The following is a 16,227-nucleotide window of genomic DNA, read 5'->3' on the forward strand; positions in this document are numbered from 1 at the left end:
GGGCGGTGGACCGGTCCGGGGCGGGCGCCGGGGCGGGCGCCTGGTCCGGGGCCGGGTCCGGGGTGACGGGTTCGGTGGTCACTGTCCCACCTCCTTGAGCACTGTCCGGACGCGCTTGTCCTGGGCGTCCATGAATCGGCCGTACTTCTCACCGGTCAGGAAGGCGTCGTCCCAGCCGTTCCGCTTCAGCGACTTCTTCCACTGCGGTGTGCGGTGCAGCTCGTCGAAGAAGTGGATGAGCTTCGTGCGCTCGGCCTCGGACAGGCCGGGCGGGGCCACGATCCCGCGCCAGTTGGTGAACTCCACCTCCAGGCCGGATTCCTTGAGGGTCGGGGCGTCGAAGCCCTTGATCCGCTTCTTGCCGGTGACGGCGAGCAGGCGCAGCTCGCCGGACTTGATCTGGTCGCGGTACTCACCGATGCCGGAGACCCCGAAGGCGACCTTGCCGCCCAGCACCGAGGCGAGGAGTTCGCCGCCGCCGTCGAAGGGCACGTAGTTCACGGACTTGGGCTTGATGCCCGCGTCCTTGGCCATCAGCATCGGCGCCAGGTGGTCGGGGCCGCCCGGCGAGGAGCCGCCGCCGACGGGCATGGAGCGGGGCTTCTTCTTCCAGTCGGCGAGCAGCTGGCCGAAGGTCTTGTACTTGGAGTCCTTCGAGACCACGACGATGTCCGGCTCCTCCACCGTCCGGGCGATCGGGGTCGCCTCGGCGAGTGTGGAGGGGGAGTGGTTGGTACGTACGGCGCCGACGACGCCGAGGCCCATCGACATGGCGAGCTTGCTGTTGCCGCGCTCGTTGACGAGCCGGCTCAGGCCGACGGTGCCGCCCGCGCCGGGCAGGTTGAACACCTCGACGTTGTGGTTGAGGCCGGCGTCCTCGGCGTCCTTGGCGGCGGTTCGCGCGGTGATGTCGTAGCCGCCGCCGGGGGTGTTGGGAACCATGAGTTGGAGCCCGGGGATGTTCGTCCCGGCCTCGGCGCCGCTGCCCGTGGTGATCAGCGGGGGGCCGATCAGTACGAGCAGCGCCGCCCCGAGCAGGGAGGGAATGGTGCGCGTGCGCACGCGGGGCACCGCCTTTCGTGGGTGAGATCCGGCACGGGGAGCGATGCACGGACGGCCCACATGCTGCACAGGAGAAGCGGCGGTTTCGCCCCCTGTGCGGGAAAGAACTTAATGATTGTTGTGGTCGTAGTGTTCATGCCGCCGGTTCGCGGTCCGCGTGGCAGCGCCCCCGCCCCCCCTCACGTACAACGCCCCGCCACAGCCTGTGCTGTGACGGGGCGTCATGAACGCGCGACGGGGCCGGCTCACTCCTTGCTTACGGTGCCCGCCTTGTCGCCGCCGGAGGGACCGTCACCGTCGACGGGACCGATCAGGATCTCGTAGTCGCCGCCGTACTGTTCGTGACCGGCCAGGACGGCCGACTCGATGGCCTCTTCGCCACGCTCCCCGGTCACGATGAGGCGGTCCCGGCGCAGGTCGCGCGTGAGCGCCACGCACAGGCCGATCATCACCAGGGTGAACGGCACGGCGACCAGAATCGTCAGGTTCTTCAGGCCCGTGAGCGCCTGTGCGCCACCACCGCCGATCAACAGCATGATCGCGGCGACCGCACCGGTCAGCACACCCCAGATGATGACGACGTTCCGGCTCGGCTCCAGGGTGCCCTTCTGGGAGAGCGTGCCCATCACGATGGACGCCGCGTCGGCGCCGGAGACGAAGAAGATGCCGACCAGCATCATCACGATCAGGCTGGTGACGCTCGCGATCGGGTACTCCCGCAGCACCGCGAAGAGCTGGCCCTCGGCCGTGGACTCGTCCGTGATCTTCGCGCCGCCACGCTCCAGGCTGATGGCCGTGCCGCCGAAGACCGCGAACCAGATCAGGCTGACCACGCTCGGCACCAGGATGACGCCGCCGACGAACTGCCGGATCGTACGTCCCCGGCTGATCCGGGCGATGAACATGCCGACGAAGGGCGTCCAGGAGATCCACCAGGCCCAGTAGAAGACCGTCCAGCCCGACAGCCAGGCGGCGACGTCCTTGCCGGCGGTCGAGTCCGTACGGGAGGCCATCTGCGGCAGCTCGCCGATGAACGAACCGACGGACGTCGGCAGCAGGTTGAGGATCAGAATGGTCGGACCCGCCACGAAGACGAAGACCACCAGCAGCGCCGCCAGCACCATGTTGATGTTGGAGAGCCACTGGATGCCCTTGGCGACGCCGGAGACGGCGGAGGCGACGAACGCGGCCGTCAGCACCGCGATGATGAGCACCAGGATCGGCGTGCCGACGGTCGAGGCCCAGCCGACCTCCTTCACACCGCTGCCGATCTGCAGGGCGCCCAGGCCCAGCGAGGCGGCGGAACCGAAGAGGGTGGCGAAGATCGCCAGGATGTCGATGACCCGGCCGACCCCGCCGTTCGCGTGCCGCTCACCGATGAGCGGGGTGAAGACGGCGCTGACCGTCTGCCGGCGTCCGCGCCGGAAGCAGCTGTAGGCGATGGCGAGCCCGACGACCGCGTAGATCGCCCACGGGAACACCGTCCAGTGGAAGAGCGTGGTCGCCATCGCGGTTTCCATCCGCTCCGCGGCGGGTCCGCCGTTCCCGCCTGTGCCGGGCGGCACGTCGGCGAAGTGGGTGAGCGGCTCGTTTACGCCGTAGAACATCAGGCCGATGCCCATGCCCGCGCTGAACATCATCGCGACCCAGGACACCGTCTTGAACTCGGGCGCCTCACCCTCCCTGCCGAGGGTGATCTTCCCGTAGCGGCTGAACGCCAGCCAGAGGGAGAAGACCACGAAGCCCGAGGCGGCCAGCACGAAGGCCCAGCCGCCGTTCTTCATCGTGCTGGTCAGCATCGACGTCGAGACGCTCTCCAGCGAGTCCGTCCCCAGCGCCCCCCAGACGATGAAGGCGAGCGTCAGCAGCGCCGTGACGCCGAACACCACCCGGTCGGTCTGCGGGGTCAACACCGCCCGCAGACCGCCGGAGGCGCCTCCCGGTGGTTCTCTGTTCGGTTCCGTCGGTTCCACCCGTTTATCCGGCACGCTTGTGGCCTTTCCGTCCTGGGTCAGCTCAGATCGGGATGCAGCTACCCGACTTCCTGGTCACCATGCCAGAGGGTTATCAGATTGTGTTCAACGGTGAACGACGAGCGACGACAGCAGGTCCTCGGTGGCGGCGGCGACCCGGTCGACGGCCTGTTCGAAGGCTTCGGCGTTGTGCCGGGCGGGCTGCCGGAATCCGGACACCTTCCGCACGTACTGCAGGGCCGCCGCCCGCATGTCGTCCTCGGTGACGCTCTCCGCGTAGGGCGGACGCAGGGTCTTGATGTTTCTGCACATGCTCCCGACGCTACGCCCCGCACCGCCGCTCCCACCGCCGCTCGCACCGCCCCTTCAGTGCACCTCCGCACCCAGCGGTCTGATCTGGCCCTCCACCATCGCCGCGAGGCCGTTGACCGCGCTCAGCGAGGGATGCTCCGCGATGTGCACCGGCATGCCCGTACCCGACCGGAGACGCGTGTCCAGCCCGGGCAGCAGCGCGCTGCCGCCCGCCAGCACCATGCCGCGGTCGGCGAGGTCCGCGACCAGGTCGGGCGGGCAGTTGTGCAGCACTCCGCGGATCGCGTCGGAGAGGCCGATCAGGGGAGCCTCTATGGCCGCCCGTACGTCGTCGGGGTTGATGCACACCGTGCGGGCCATGCCCGTCGCCACGTCGCGGCCCCAGACCTCGGTGGTCTCCGGTGCGTCCGCGCCACCCGTCAGCGCCAGGTGCAGCGGACGTACGGCCTGGCTGGGCAGGATCAGCTCGTGGTGGTTGCGCAAGTGCTGGATGACGGCGTGATGGATGGTGTCGCCGCCCATCGGCACCGTCGTGGCCGAGACGATCGCGCCCAGTGACAGCACCGCGATCTGGGTGGTGGTGGCACCGCACACCAGGATCATGGTCGCCTCCGGCTGCTCGACCGGCAGCCCGCAGCCGACCCCGGCCGCCGTGGGGGTGTCGACCAGTTCCACCTGGCGGGCACCCACCCCGGTCAGCGTCTCGATCGCGGCGCGGCGCGCGAGCGGGTCGGCGTTGTGCGGAATGGTGACCGCCGCGCGCTGCATCGCGCCCCTGCGCCGCCACGCCCGCCGGACAGTCGAGCCGACCAGCGCGCGCAGCATCCGCTGCGCCATCTCGATGTCGATCACGGTGCCGTTGCAGACCGGGCGGATGACCCGGATGTGACCGGGCGTGCGGCCGTCCATCCGGTCCGCGGCGGTGCCCACCGCGATCAGGGCTCCGGAGAAGGTGTTCACCGCCACGACGGATGGTTCATCGACGACGAGACCCGCCTGCTTGATATGGACGCGGGTCCGCGAGGAGCCGACGTCGACGGCGACGGAACAGCGGCGCAGTTGCTCAAGCGGGTCGGTCACGGTGCATCCCGTCCTTACCGGTGCGTGGGAGAGGGTGACCCGCGCGCGCGTCGAGCCAGTCCTCAGCGTGCCCGCAGCCCCGCACCGCCGCCCGCTGGAGGGGTCTGCTCGGGTGACGCCGCTGCGTCCTCCTGGGTGGGTACGGGCGTCGGCGTCAGTGCCGCCGCCACCGCCACCGGCGTCGGTGCCTTCACCGGGGGCCGCTCGCTGAACTGCGTCCGGTACAGCTGCTCGTAGCGTCCGCCCAGCGCCAGCAGTTCCGTGTGGGTACCGCGCTCCACGATGCGCCCGTCCTCCAGTACGAGGATGAGATCCGCCGCCCGTACGGTCGACAGCCGGTGCGCGATCACCACGGATGTGCGGCCCGCCAGCGCCTCGCCCAGCGCCTCCTGCACGGCCGCCTCCGACGTCGAGTCCAGATGGGCGGTGGCCTCGTCCAGGATGACGACCCGGGGCTGTGCCAGCAGCAGCCGGGCGATGGTCAGCCGCTGCCGCTCCCCGCCCGACAGGCGGTAGCCGCGCTCGCCGACGACCGTGTCCAGTCCGTCGGGCAGCGAGGCGATCAGGCCGTCCAGGCGGGCCCGGCGCAGCGCGTCCCACAGCTCCTCCTCGGCGGCGCCGGGACGCGGCAGCAGCAGGTTGGCGCGGACGGTGTCGTGGAAGAGGTGGCCGTCCTGGGTGACCATGCCGAGGGTGCGCCGCAGGGATGCGGCGGTCAGCTCGCGTACGTCCGTGCCGCCGATGCGTACGGCGCCGCCGTCCACGTCGTAGAGGCGCGGCGCCAGCGAGGCGATGGTCGACTTGCCCGCACCCGAGGAGCCCACCAGGGCGACCAGTTGTCCGGGCTCCGCGCGGAAGGAGATGCCGTGCAGGACCTCCTCGCCGCCGCGCGCGTCGAGGGTGGCGACCTCCTCCAGTGAGGCCAGGGAGACCTTGTCGGCGGCCGGATAGCCGAAGCGGACGTCGTCGAACTCGACGGAGACCGGCCCCTCGGGCACCGCCGCCGCGCCGGGCTTGTCGGTGATCAGCGGCTGGAGGTCGAGCACCTCGAAGACCCGCTGGAAGCTGACCAGCGCGCTCATCACCTCGACCCGGGCACTGGCGAGGGCGGTGAGCGGCGCGTAGAGGCGGGTCAGCAGCAGGGCGAGGGAGACGACGGTGCCCGAGTCGAGCGTGCCGCGCAGCGCGTACCAGCCGCCGAGCCCGTAGACGAGCGCGAGGGCGAGCGCGGAGACGAGCGTGAGCGCGGTGATGAAGAGGTGCTGGACCATGGCGGTACGGATGCCGATGTCCCGCACCCGGCGGGCCCGGCCGGCGAACTCGGCTGACTCCTCGTCCGGCCGTCCGAAGAGCTTGACGAGCGTGGCGCCGGGCGCGGAGAAGCGCTCGGTCATCTGGGTGCTCATCGCGGCGTTGTGGTTGGCGCGCTCGCGCTCCAGCCTGGCTAGCCGGGCGCCCATCCGGCGGGCGGGCAGGACGAACAGCGGCAGCAGTACGAGCGCCAGGAGCGTGATCTGCCACGACAGCCGGAGCATCACGGCCAGCGTCAGCAGCAGGGTGACCAGGTTGCTGACGACCTGGGAGAGGGTGTTGCTGAAGGCGCGCTGGGCGCCGATCACGTCGTTGTTGAGACGGCTGACCAGCGCGCCGGTGCGGGTGCGGGTGAAGAAGGCGACGGGCATGCGCTGCACGTGGTCGTAGACGGCCGTCCGCAGATCGAGGATCAGGCCCTCGCCGATCCTGGCCGACAGCCGGCGGGTGAGCAGCCCGGCGGTGGCCTCGGCGACGGCGATGAGTGCGATCAGCAGGGCGAGCATCATGACGGTGCGCGGCGTCGCGTGGTCGACGATGGCGTTCACCACCCGGCCGGCGAGGAGGGGGGTGGCGACGGTGAGGAGGGCGAGCGCGCCGCTGAAGACGAGGAAGGCCACCAGCGCGCGGTGGTGGCGGTGGGCGAAGCGGAGGATGCGGGTCAGGGCGGCCCGGGAGAAGGGGCGCTGATCCTGTGGTGCGTGGTGCGCGTTGTAGAGCGCGTTCCACGCGGTCATCTCCATGCTCATGGTCGCTCCTGCGGGTGCGGTGCCGGTGACGGGTGTGTGAACGGAACATAAGAGTTGAAGCAAACTTCAAGTCAAGGCGCGGCTGCCTGGTCCGGGGTCGTGCGGGACCCGGTGTAGCGGCTCATCATCGCTCCGCAACCCGGTTTGACCGGCTGTGATGGGATCACGACAGGGTGTCGTGCACGTGCATCGGCACATGCATTGGCACGGGAACAGGGCTATGCTCCGGGGCAGTTGACGGATAACGGTGTCCGCACTCCGCACGGATTCCGCACCGTGCGACCAACCGGACATGACCAGCCCGGGAGATCCAATTGCCTCACGCCCACAACGGCATGGCCGCCAGGGACCTGCACGGGGTCGCGTGGCAGAAGAGCCGGCACAGCAACTCGCAGGGCACCTGCGTGGAGTTCGCCCGGCTTCCCTGCGGCGATGTCGCCGTACGGAACTCACGCTTCCCCGACGGTCCCGCTCTCGTCTACACACCCGCCGAGATCGAAGCCATGCTGCTCGGCGTCAAAGACGGCGAGTTCGACCACCTCGGGCGGGACTGACCTTTCCGTCAGACGCCCGCAGCGCGGCAGAGGTTGAGCATGCTGTGACATCGGCGCGGCCGGCAGCGCCGCCACGGGCGGGGCCGGACGGTGCGCACCAGGCCGTCACGCGGGGTCGATCCGGAACAGTGCCCAGACGACCTTGCCGCGCGCCATGCCCGTCAACGGGTGCCAGCCCCAGCCGTCGCTGAAGGATTCCACTAGACACAGGCCGCGGCCCGACTCGGAGGTGAAGTCGACGTACTCCCCGCACTCGCGGGGAGTGGCCGCCTTCGGCGGGGTGCCGCTCGGATCGCGTACGGCACACACCAGCCGCGCCGCCCAGCGGATCAGGTCCAGCCGCACCGGAGAGGTCAGTTCGAGCGCGGGACCCGGCGCCGGGCCTGTCATCGGCCCCGGTGAAGTGAGTCCGTGCCGCAGCGCGTTGGTGACCAGTTCGGAGACGACCAAGCCGACGCCGTCGAACTCCGCGTCCAGCCGCCAGCGTTGCAGTGTCTCGCGGGTGAAGTCCCGTGCGCCCTTTACTGAATCGAAGCGCGGCGGCAGCGCGCAGGTGGCGGAACCGGAGACGGTCGACTGGTCGAGATGCGGAAGCCCCCGCCACAAGGGCTCCAGCACGGTCGATCCTTCGGTCCCCATGACGAGCCACTCCTGGCGTTCGCGGCAGTGTTGATCCTGTGTGGATCCGGTCGGCTTGCTGTCCCGAATGGTTCTCGCTGATCCTTGTCGGCCGTGCCCGGAGTGCCGCAACTGCGCTGGCACCGAGTGCACTTGTGCGATCCCCATGGTTGCCAATGCGCACAGCAGATGCAAGGGCAGATGCACGTGCACGAGTGACTTTCGATCGTGTGTAATCACCCGGGCACGCAACGGAGCGCATTAGTGGCACACTTCCCTCAGTGCAGGGGCGAAGGGTTTCTGGAAATGACGACAAAACCGGCAACGAGCACGAGTGGCGGCACGAACGGAAAAACCAGCTCAAGCGGGTCGATGGTGCGGCGCATCCTGCTCGGATCCCAGCTGCGGCGGCTCCGCGAGGCCCGCGGCGTGACCCGCGAAGCCGCGGGCTACTCGATCCGGGCGTCCGAGTCCAAGATCAGCAGGATGGAACTGGGCCGGGTCAGCTTCAAGGGGCGCGATGTGGCGGACCTGCTCACGCTGTACGGAGTGACCGACGAGTCCGAGCGTGAACCGCTGCTCGGGCTGGCGAGGGATTCGAGCATCGCCGGCTGGTGGCACAGCTACAGCGATGTGCTGCCGGGGTGGTTCCAGACCTACGTCGGTCTGGAGGGCGCCGCCTCGCACATCAACACCTATGAGGTGCAGTTCGTGCACGGTCTGCTGCAGACCGAGGACTACGCCCACGCGGTGGTCACAGCGGGCCACCGCACGCCCCTCGCGGAGGAAGAGGTCGAGCGCCGGGTCGCGTTGCGGCTGGAGCGTCAGAAGCTGCTGCTGGGCGAGCAGGCGCCGCGGTTCCTGTGTGTCCTGGACGAGGCGGCGCTGCGCCGCCCGTTCGGCAGTCACGCCATCATGGACGCCCAGCTGCGACACCTCGCGGAGGTCTCGGAGCTGCCCAACGTCACTGTTCAGATCGTGCCGTTCGATCTGGGCGGGCACCCCGCCGAGAGCGGTGCCTTCACGCTGCTGCGGTTCCCCGAGTCCGACCTGAACGACGTGGTCTATCTGGAGCAGCTGACCAGCGCGCTGTATCTGGACAAGAAGGACGAAGTCGCCCACTACGACCTGGTGTTGGAGCGACTGGTGAAGAACAGTCTCGATCCTTCACGAAGCCGTGAACATCTTCGCACTATCCGCCAACTTGTCTGACGGCCACGTAGGATGACGTGCCATCAGTAAGGAGCTCTGCTCGTTCGACCCCCACGAAGGATTGGCATGTCCTACTTCACGGACCTGGCGCTGCAGTACATCGACGGTGAATGGCGCCAGGGCAGTGGCTCCTGGGACATCATCGACTTCAACCCCTTCAGCGGCGACAAGCTCGCCTCGATCACGGTGGCCACGACCGCCGAGGTCGACCAGGCCTACCGGGCCGCCGAACGGCACCAGCGCGACTGGGCGAAGTCGAACCCGTACACCCGCCGGCTGGTCTTCGAACGTGCGATACGCATCATCGAGGAGCACGAGCGGGAGATCACCGAGGCGATCATCGCCGAGCTCGGTGGTACGCGGCTGAAGGCCGCCTTCGAACTGCACCTGGCCAAGGAGTTCCTGCGCGAGGCGATCCAGCTGGCCCTGCGCCCCGAAGGCCGGATCGTGCCCTCGCCCGTCGACGGCAAGGAGAACCGCGTCTACCGCGTGCCGGTGGGGGTCGTCGGGGTGATCTCTCCCTTCAACTTCCCCTTCCTGCTCTCGCTGAAGTCGGTGGCGCCCGCACTCGCCCTCGGTAACGCGGTCGTGCTCAAGCCCCACCAGAACACCCCTGTGTGCGGCGGCGGTCTGGTCGCCAAGGTGCTTGAGGACGCGGGCCTGCCGGCCGGGCTGCTGAACGTCGTGATCACCGACATCGCCGAGATCGGCGACGCGCTGATCGACCACCCGGTGCCGAAGGTCATCTCCTTCACCGGTTCGGACCGGGTCGGCCGCCACGTCGCGACCGTGGCCGCCTCGCACTTCAAGCGTGCCGTGCTGGAACTGGGCGGCAACAGCGCCCTGATCGTGCTGGACGACGCCGATGTCGACTACGCCGTCGACGCGGCGGTCTTCAGCCGCTTCGTGCACCAGGGCCAAGTCTGCATGGCGGCCAACCGCATCATCGTGGACCGCGCGGTCGCCGACGCGTTCACCGAGAAGTTCGTCGCCAAGGTCAAGACGCTGAAGGTGGGCGACCCGGAGGACCCGGGCACTCACATCGGCCCGCTCATCAACTCGGCGCAGGCCGACAACGTGACCCTCATGGTCGAGCAGACCGTCGCGGGCGGCGCCACCGCGCTCGTACGGGGCTCGGCTGACGGCAACGTCGTCTCGCCCAGCGTCCTGACCGACCTGCCTCCCGAGTCGCCCGCGCTCCGCGAGGAGATATTCGGCCCCGTCGCCCTGATCATCCCGGTGGACGGCGAGGAGGAAGCCGTGCGGGTCGCCAACGACACCCCGTACGGACTGAGCGGTGCCGTGCACACCGGCGACATCGACCGTGGCATCCGAGTCGCCCACCGGATCGACGCGGGCATGATCCACGTCAACGACTCCACGGTCGCCGACGAGCCGATCGTGCCCTTCGGCGGCCAGAAGAACTCGGGGGTGGGGCGGCTGAACGGCGAGCAGATGGTGGAGGCCTTCACCAGCACCAAGTGGATCTCCGTCCAGTACGAACGCAGCGGCTTCCCCTTCTAGTCGCCTCGTTCCAGGCGACTCGGCTCGAGGACAGCGGCTGACCGCAAGGCCTCATAGCGTGGTGGTCATCGAGAGGCGCCGGATTGGCGGCTCCTGGCGGAAGGTGACGGCCATGCCGGTAGTGGTGAAGTCCGAGGCTCCTGGTGACGAGCGTGGCGCGCTCCTGGCGTACCTGGAGGCCCAGCGCGGCGGCATCCGCCGTGCGCTGCACGGGCTGACCGAGGAGCAGGCACGCAGCGTGCCCTCGGCCAGTGCGCTCTCCCTCGCCGGCCTGCTCAAACATGTGGCGACGGGGGAGCGCGGCTGGCTGCGCACCCTCCAGGGGCGGGACGGGAAGTTCGACTTCACGGAGGCCATGAAGGGGTGGGAGGACGGCTTCCACCCCGGTGAGGGCGAGACCGTGGAGTCGCTGCTCGATCTGTACGCCCAGGTGGCGCGGGAGACCGAGGCGGCCGTACGGGCGCTGGGCTCGCTCGACGAGACCTTCGACGCGCCCAAGGTCCCCTGGGACGAGGGGGGCAAGCGCTCCTGGCGCTGGGCGCTGCTGCACCTGATCGAGGAGGTCGCGCGGCACGCGGGACACGCCGACATCATCCGGGAGAGCATCGACGGCAAGGGCGCCTTCGATCTCGTCTTCGAGACCGGCGCGATGCCGGAGCCGGACTGGTCGGCCTTCGGACCGGACGCCCAGCGGTAGCGCCCCGCCGGCCGCCGCCACGAGCCGCCCCCACGCCCGTCTAGGCTGACGGAAGGCCAGACGGGGGCGGCGGAGCGGAAGCGAGGGACGATGTCGGCGATCCGGCTGCTGGTGCTGGGCGCGGTGCGTCTGCACGGGCGGGCACACGGCTACATGGTGCGCAACGACCTGGAGTTCTGGGGCGCCCATGAGTGGTCCAACGCCAAGCCGGGATCGATCTACCACGCGCTCAAGCAACTGGCGAAGCAGGATCTGCTGCGCCCGTACGACACGGCGCCCAGCACCGCCGGAGGGCCGCCGCGTACGGAGTACGAGCTGACGGACGCCGGCGAGGCCGAGTTCTTCAGACTGCTGCGGCACGCGCTCACCGCGATCGACGAGAAGCCGGACATGCTGACCTCCGGCATCGGCTTCCTCGTCGACCTGCCGCGGGACGAGGCCGTCGCACTGCTCAAGGAGCGGATCGCCGCGCTGGACGCGTGGCGGGCCGAGGTGACGGAGCACTGGACGCCGGCCGAGAGCACGCCCGAGGAGTGGGGCCACATCGGCGAGATCATGAAGCTCTGGGTGTACAACTCGGAGAGCGGCGCGCGGTGGACGCGCGGGCTGGTGGAACGCCTGGAGGACGGCGCGTACGTGATGGCGGGCGAGGGCGAGCGGCACCCGACCGTGCTGCCGCCCGGCATGAAGAACCCCTACGCGGAGAAATCGGGCAGTTCATCGGAGAAGTAGCTCATCAAGGCGGCGGTTCCTGGGGCCGGCCAGCAGGTCGTAAGGGGCTCGCGCCAAAGCGCGAGCCCCTTACCACTACGGCGCGCACCAGCACCGGCACCCCTGGCCGGAGCGCCCGGAGAGCAGCGACCTTATGCTGCGAAGATCAGGGCGAATGCTGTGGCGCGAGTGCCAGGGAGCGGGCGGAAAGTGGTCGGGGAGCCGAAGCGGAACAGCCGGTCGGCGGCGGACGGGGAGAGTCCGGAGGACGCCGGAGGGCCCTCGGAAGAGACGCACAGCGCGTTCACGCCACCGCTGGGAATGCCGTTGCCTCCGGTCCCGGAGGACGAGCACCCGACCTCGGAGTTCTCCCTTCCCGAGGGCTTCCTGACGTCGCCGCCGCTGGAGTTCGGCAGCGCCTTCACCCCGCCCGAGGGCATCCCGAAGGTCTCGCTGGTCAAGCCGGGCGCACCCTGGCAGGACCGGATGCGGACCATGATCCGGATGCCGCTCGCCGAGCGCCCCGCACCGGAACGGCTCAGCCGCAGCGAGGAGACGGAAACGGGCCCGGCGGTCCCGCGCGTACTCGACCTCACCCTCCGCATCGGCGAACTGCTGCTCGCGGGCGGGGAGGGGGCCGAGGACGTCGAGGCGGCGATGTTCGGAGTGGCGCACGCGTACGGGCTCGACCGCTGTGAGCCCACCGTCACCTTCACCCTGATCTCCATCACGCACCAGCCCTCGCTGGTCGACGATCCGGTGACGGTCGGTCGCACCGTACGCCGCAGGGGCACCGACTACACGCGGCTCGCGGCCGTCTTCCGGCTCGTCGACGACATCACCAAGGGCGAGGTCACGCTGGAGGAGGCCTACCGCCGGCTCGCCGAGATGCGGCGCAACCGGCACCCGTTCTCCAAGGGCGCGCTGACGGTCGCCAGCGGTCTGCTGTCGGGTGCGGCGTCGCTGCTGGTCGGCGGCGACGGACTGGTCTTCGTGCTGGCGGCGGTCGGCGCGATGCTCGGCGACCGGCTGGCGTGGCTGTGCGCGGGGCGCGGACTGCCGGAGTTCTACCAGTTCACGGCCGCGGCGATGCCGCCCGCCGCGATGGGTGTCGGCGTGGCACTGGTGGACCCCTACAACCAGTCGGAGCTTCAGGCGGCGGCGGTCATCACGGGCGGGCTCTTCGCGCTGATTCCCGGGCGGGCGCTGGTCGCCGCGGTGCACGACGGGTTGACCGGTTTCTACATCACCGCGGCGGCCCGGCTGCTGGAGGTCATCTACCTGATCGTCGGCATCGTGGGTGGCGTCCTGGTGGTGCTCTACATCGGTTCCAAGCTCAAGGCGGAACTCAGCCCGGAGGGGCTGCAAGGGGAGATCCGGCCGCCGATCCAGCTGATGGCCGCGATGCTGCTGGCGCTGGCCTTCTGCGTACTGCTCCAGCAGGAACGTCACACCGTCCTGCTCGCCACCCTCAACGGAGGTGTGGCCTGGCTGGTGTACGGCACGCTCCACGACTTCGGCGGCATCAACTCCGTACCCGCCACGGTCGCCGCGGCCGGACTGGTCGGCCTCTTCGGGCAGTTGATGTCCCGCTACCAGTTCGCGTCCTCACTGCCCTTCATCACCGCGGCGATCGGACCGCTGCTGCCCGGCAGCGCGACCTACTTCGGCCTGCTCAACATCGCCCAGGGACAGATGGTCGAGGGCATCCAGAGCATCGCCCGGGCCGTCGCCCTCGCCCTGGCCATCGCCATCGGCGTCAACCTCGGGGGTGAACTCGCCCGCCTCTTCATCAAGAGCCCCGGTGTGGAGACCCCCCTGCCGGGCCGCCGTGCGGCCAAGCGCACCCGGGGCTTCTGACGCGGGCCGCACAGGGGTGCGCCGTGCGGCGCACCCCTGTGCCCGGCCGGTGTCGCCGCTCCGCCGGTTCGGTGCTTCAGTGGGAGCCGTGAGCCTCCAGGCGCTTGACCGACGCTTCGACCTCGGCCTCCGCCTCGGTGCGGCCGACCCAGTTCGCGCCCTCGACGGACTTGCCGGGCTCCAGGTCCTTGTAGACCTCGAAGAAGTGCTGGATCTCCAGCCGGTCGAACTCGCTCACGTGGTGGATGTCCCGCAGGTGCTCCATCCGCGGATCGGACGCGGGTACGCACAGCAGCTTGTCGTCGCCGCCCGCCTCGTCCGTCATGCGGAACATGCCGATGGCCCGGGACTTGATGATGCAGCCGGGGAAGGTCGGCTCGTCGAGCAGCACGAGCGCGTCCAGCGGGTCGCCGTCCTCACCCAGGGTGTTGTCGACGAAGCCGTAGTCGGCGGGGTACACGGTCGAGGTGAAGAGGTGGCGGTCCAGCCGGATGCGGCCGGTCTCGTGGTCCACCTCGTACTTGTTCCGCGAACCCTTCGGGATCTCGATGACGACGTCGAACTCCAAGGGAGGCTCCTCCATGATCAACACATGTATCCGGTGATTAAGTGTCCCCCACGCACGTACACCCGCGCGAAAGGGGCTGATCGAGGTGCGTGACACCGCCGCAGAGGTGCGTGACACCGCGATCCGGGCGTACCGGAAGATCCGGGCGGGTGCCCGGCGGTACGAGCAGCGGATCCGGCAGCACTGGCGAACCGCGACGCCGCAGCAGCGGCAGACCGCGCGGGTGACGGCGGGGTCCGCCGCACTCGGACTGGTGGTCGCGGTAACGGCGGTGGCCGCGACCGGACCGTGGGACTCGGGCCAGCGTACGGCCGAGCGGTCCCGGGCCGCCGCCCAGGACCGGGACCGGGGCAGTGGCACTCACCACACCGGCGCCGGACGGGGCCGCGGCGGTGCGCGCGTGGCGTCGGAGGTGCTGGCCGGGCTCAACTCCGAGGCAAGGCCCTCGCACGGTCCCGGCGCCGCCGGTGTGCCGCCGCCCAGCGCCTCCGGACTCGCCGACACGCTGGAACCGCTGTTCAAGGACGGGTCCTTCGGGCCCGTGCGTACCGCCTCCGTCGTGGACGCCGCCACCGGCAAGCAGCTCTACGCCGTCAAGCCGCGCACACCGGCCACCCCCGCCTCGACCGTCAAGCTCGCCACGGCTGTCGCGGCGCTGTCGGCGCGTGGCGCGGACCACCGCATCGAGACGCGCGCCGTCCGCGGCGACGGGGACGGCGAGGTCGTCCTCGTCGGCGGCGGCGACCCCACCCTCAGCGCGGACGATCTGGACGGCCTCGCCGGGAAGACGGCCCGTACGCTGCGCGCACGCCACACCGGCAAGGTCTTCCTCGGCTACGACACCTCCCGCTACAGCGGCCCCGTGCGGCACCCCGGGGGCGCGAGCGACAACCTCGCCCCGGTGAGCCCCCTCATGGTCGACGAGGCCCGGCTCGGCGGCGGCGACGGCGAGGGCGACGGCGGGGACGGTCCCGCGCACGGTCCCGCCCCCCGCGCCACCGACCCGGCGGGCGACGCCGCAGCCGACTTCGGCAAGGCGCTGGAGAAGCACGGCATCGACGTCAAGGGCAAGCCCGGGAAGGAAAGGGCGGCCGGGAAGGCGAAGGAGCTGGCCGTGCACCGGTCCGCGCCGGTCTCCGCGCTCGTCGAACGCATGCTGACCCACAGCGACAACGACATCGCCGAGGCCCTGGCCCGCCAGACCGCCCTCGCCGCCGGCGATCCCGCGAGCTTCAAGGGAGCCGGGAAGGCCGTGAAGCACCGGCTCGGCAAGCTGGGTCTGCCGTTGGCCGGGGCGCACTTCGCGGACGGCAGCGGACTCAGCCGCGACGACAAGGTCACCACGGCGCTGCTCACCCAGCTGCTGGTGCGGGCCGCCGACCCGGGCCGTCCCGAGCTGCGGCCGGTGCTGACGGGCCTGCCGGTCGCCCACTTCAGCGGCACCCTGGGCAGCCGCTACGGCGGCGACAAGGGGGAGCCGGGCGCCGGCCTGGTACGGGCCAAGACGGGAACCCTGACCGGCGTCAACGCGCTCGCCGGCACCGTCGTGGACGCGGACGGACGCCTGCTGGTCTTCGCCTTCGTGACAACCGGCACCACCGACCGGACCGCGGCGCAGAACTCCCTGGACCGGCTGGCCGCGGCCCTCGCCAACTGCGGCTGCCGCGACTCGCCTTCGTCCGGCTGACGCGGCGCAGCCTCCCGCCCTGCCGTAACGCCACGTACCGTGAAGTCATGACGAGCCTCGGTGGTGTGGAGATGGTCGACTGGAATCTCGCGGTCTCGACCGCGACCCGGCTCGTACGGCCGGGCCCCGAAGTGACCCGCGAGGACGCGCGAGCCGTGGTGGCCGAGCTGCGGCGCCACGCCAAGGCGTCCGAGGAACACGTCCGCGGGTTCACGCGCATGCAGCCCGAACGGCCCGTGGATTCGGACACCCCCGTCCTCGTCGTCGACCGTCCCGGCTGGGTGCGCGCCAACGTCGCAGGGTTCAGGG

General features: G+C 70.2%; 15 protein-coding genes. 8 read left to right on the forward strand and 7 right to left on the reverse strand.

Annotated features, from left to right (window positions below; genetic code table 11):
* Positions 1-78: 78 nt before the first annotated feature.
* The 5 genes from ACRDP3_RS16915 to ACRDP3_RS16935 all read right to left on the reverse strand — a co-directional run bounded on the left by ACRDP3_RS16915 (position 79) and on the right by ACRDP3_RS16935 (position 6,487).
* Positions 79-1,062 carry a Bug family tripartite tricarboxylate transporter substrate binding protein gene (locus ACRDP3_RS16915; RefSeq protein ID WP_431517785.1) on the reverse strand — a complete coding sequence of 328 codons (984 nt, stop codon included), beginning with the start codon at positions 1,060-1,062 and terminating at the stop codon, positions 79-81.
* Positions 1,063-1,307: 245 nt separating this feature from the next.
* Complete coding sequence (locus tag ACRDP3_RS16920; protein ID WP_431517786.1) at positions 1,308-3,050, reverse strand: BCCT family transporter; 1,743 nt, start codon at positions 3,048-3,050, stop codon at positions 1,308-1,310.
* Positions 3,051-3,140: 90 nt separating this feature from the next.
* Complete coding sequence (locus ACRDP3_RS16925) at positions 3,141-3,347, reverse strand: DUF2277 domain-containing protein (protein WP_431517787.1); 207 nt, start codon at positions 3,345-3,347, stop codon at positions 3,141-3,143.
* Between the two features lie 54 nt (positions 3,348-3,401).
* Complete coding sequence (locus ACRDP3_RS16930; protein WP_431517788.1) at positions 3,402-4,427, reverse strand: rod shape-determining protein; 1,026 nt, start codon at positions 4,425-4,427, stop codon at positions 3,402-3,404.
* 62 nt (positions 4,428-4,489) lie between these two features.
* Entirely contained in the window at positions 4,490-6,487 is a 1,998-nt protein-coding gene (locus ACRDP3_RS16935; protein ID WP_431517789.1) for an ABC transporter ATP-binding protein, read from the reverse strand.
* 314 nt (positions 6,488-6,801) lie between these two features.
* On the opposite strand from ACRDP3_RS16935, the gene ACRDP3_RS16940 reads away from it, so the two are divergent.
* A complete protein-coding gene (locus ACRDP3_RS16940; RefSeq protein ID WP_431517790.1) occupies positions 6,802-7,041 on the forward strand; it encodes a DUF397 domain-containing protein in 240 nt (79 codons plus the stop codon).
* Between the two features lie 105 nt (positions 7,042-7,146).
* Here ACRDP3_RS16940 and ACRDP3_RS16945 read toward each other — a convergent pair whose 3' ends face one another.
* A complete protein-coding gene (locus ACRDP3_RS16945; RefSeq protein WP_431517791.1) occupies positions 7,147-7,680 on the reverse strand; it encodes an ATP-binding protein in 534 nt (177 codons plus the stop codon).
* A gap of 351 nt (positions 7,681-8,031) precedes the next feature.
* On the opposite strand from ACRDP3_RS16945, the gene ACRDP3_RS16950 reads away from it, so the two are divergent.
* From ACRDP3_RS16950 to ACRDP3_RS16970, 5 genes are all read left to right on the forward strand, one after another.
* Positions 8,032-8,871: a helix-turn-helix domain-containing protein gene (locus ACRDP3_RS16950; RefSeq protein WP_431517792.1), complete on the forward strand. Its 840-nt coding sequence runs from the start codon at positions 8,032-8,034 to the stop codon at positions 8,869-8,871.
* 66 nt (positions 8,872-8,937) lie between these two features.
* Positions 8,938-10,395, forward strand: a complete 1,458-nt coding sequence (locus tag ACRDP3_RS16955; protein ID WP_431517793.1) for an aldehyde dehydrogenase family protein — start codon at positions 8,938-8,940, stop codon at positions 10,393-10,395.
* A 112-nt stretch (positions 10,396-10,507) separates the two neighbouring features.
* Entirely contained in the window at positions 10,508-11,092 is a 585-nt protein-coding gene (locus ACRDP3_RS16960; protein ID WP_431517794.1) for a DinB family protein, read from the forward strand.
* Between the two features lie 90 nt (positions 11,093-11,182).
* Positions 11,183-11,824, forward strand: coding sequence for a PadR family transcriptional regulator (locus ACRDP3_RS16965; protein ID WP_431517795.1), 642 nt, complete (start codon positions 11,183-11,185; stop codon positions 11,822-11,824).
* Between the two features lie 189 nt (positions 11,825-12,013).
* The gene (locus tag ACRDP3_RS16970) at positions 12,014-13,663 is read left to right on the forward strand and encodes a threonine/serine ThrE exporter family protein (RefSeq protein WP_431517796.1); all 1,650 of its coding nucleotides are present in this window, start codon (positions 12,014-12,016) and stop codon (positions 13,661-13,663) included.
* Positions 13,664-13,739: 76 nt separating this feature from the next.
* On the opposite strand, the gene ACRDP3_RS16975 is transcribed toward ACRDP3_RS16970, so the two are convergent.
* Positions 13,740-14,231, reverse strand: coding sequence for an inorganic diphosphatase (locus tag ACRDP3_RS16975; RefSeq protein WP_431517797.1), 492 nt, complete (start codon positions 14,229-14,231; stop codon positions 13,740-13,742).
* Positions 14,232-14,316: 85 nt separating this feature from the next.
* Between ACRDP3_RS16975 and dacB the strand changes: the two genes are divergently transcribed.
* Both dacB and ACRDP3_RS16985 read left to right on the forward strand, forming a co-directional pair.
* Positions 14,317-15,918: a D-alanyl-D-alanine carboxypeptidase/D-alanyl-D-alanine endopeptidase gene (dacB, locus tag ACRDP3_RS16980; protein WP_431517798.1), complete on the forward strand. Its 1,602-nt coding sequence runs from the start codon at positions 14,317-14,319 to the stop codon at positions 15,916-15,918.
* Positions 15,919-15,965: 47 nt separating this feature from the next.
* On the forward strand, positions 15,966-16,227 hold a 262-nt coding region (locus ACRDP3_RS16985; RefSeq protein WP_431517799.1), incomplete at its 3' end, for a zinc-dependent metalloprotease.

It is taken from the genome of Streptomyces sp. (assembly GCF_050698815.1).
Taxonomy (GTDB): Bacteria; Actinomycetota; Actinomycetes; order Streptomycetales; family Streptomycetaceae; genus Streptomyces.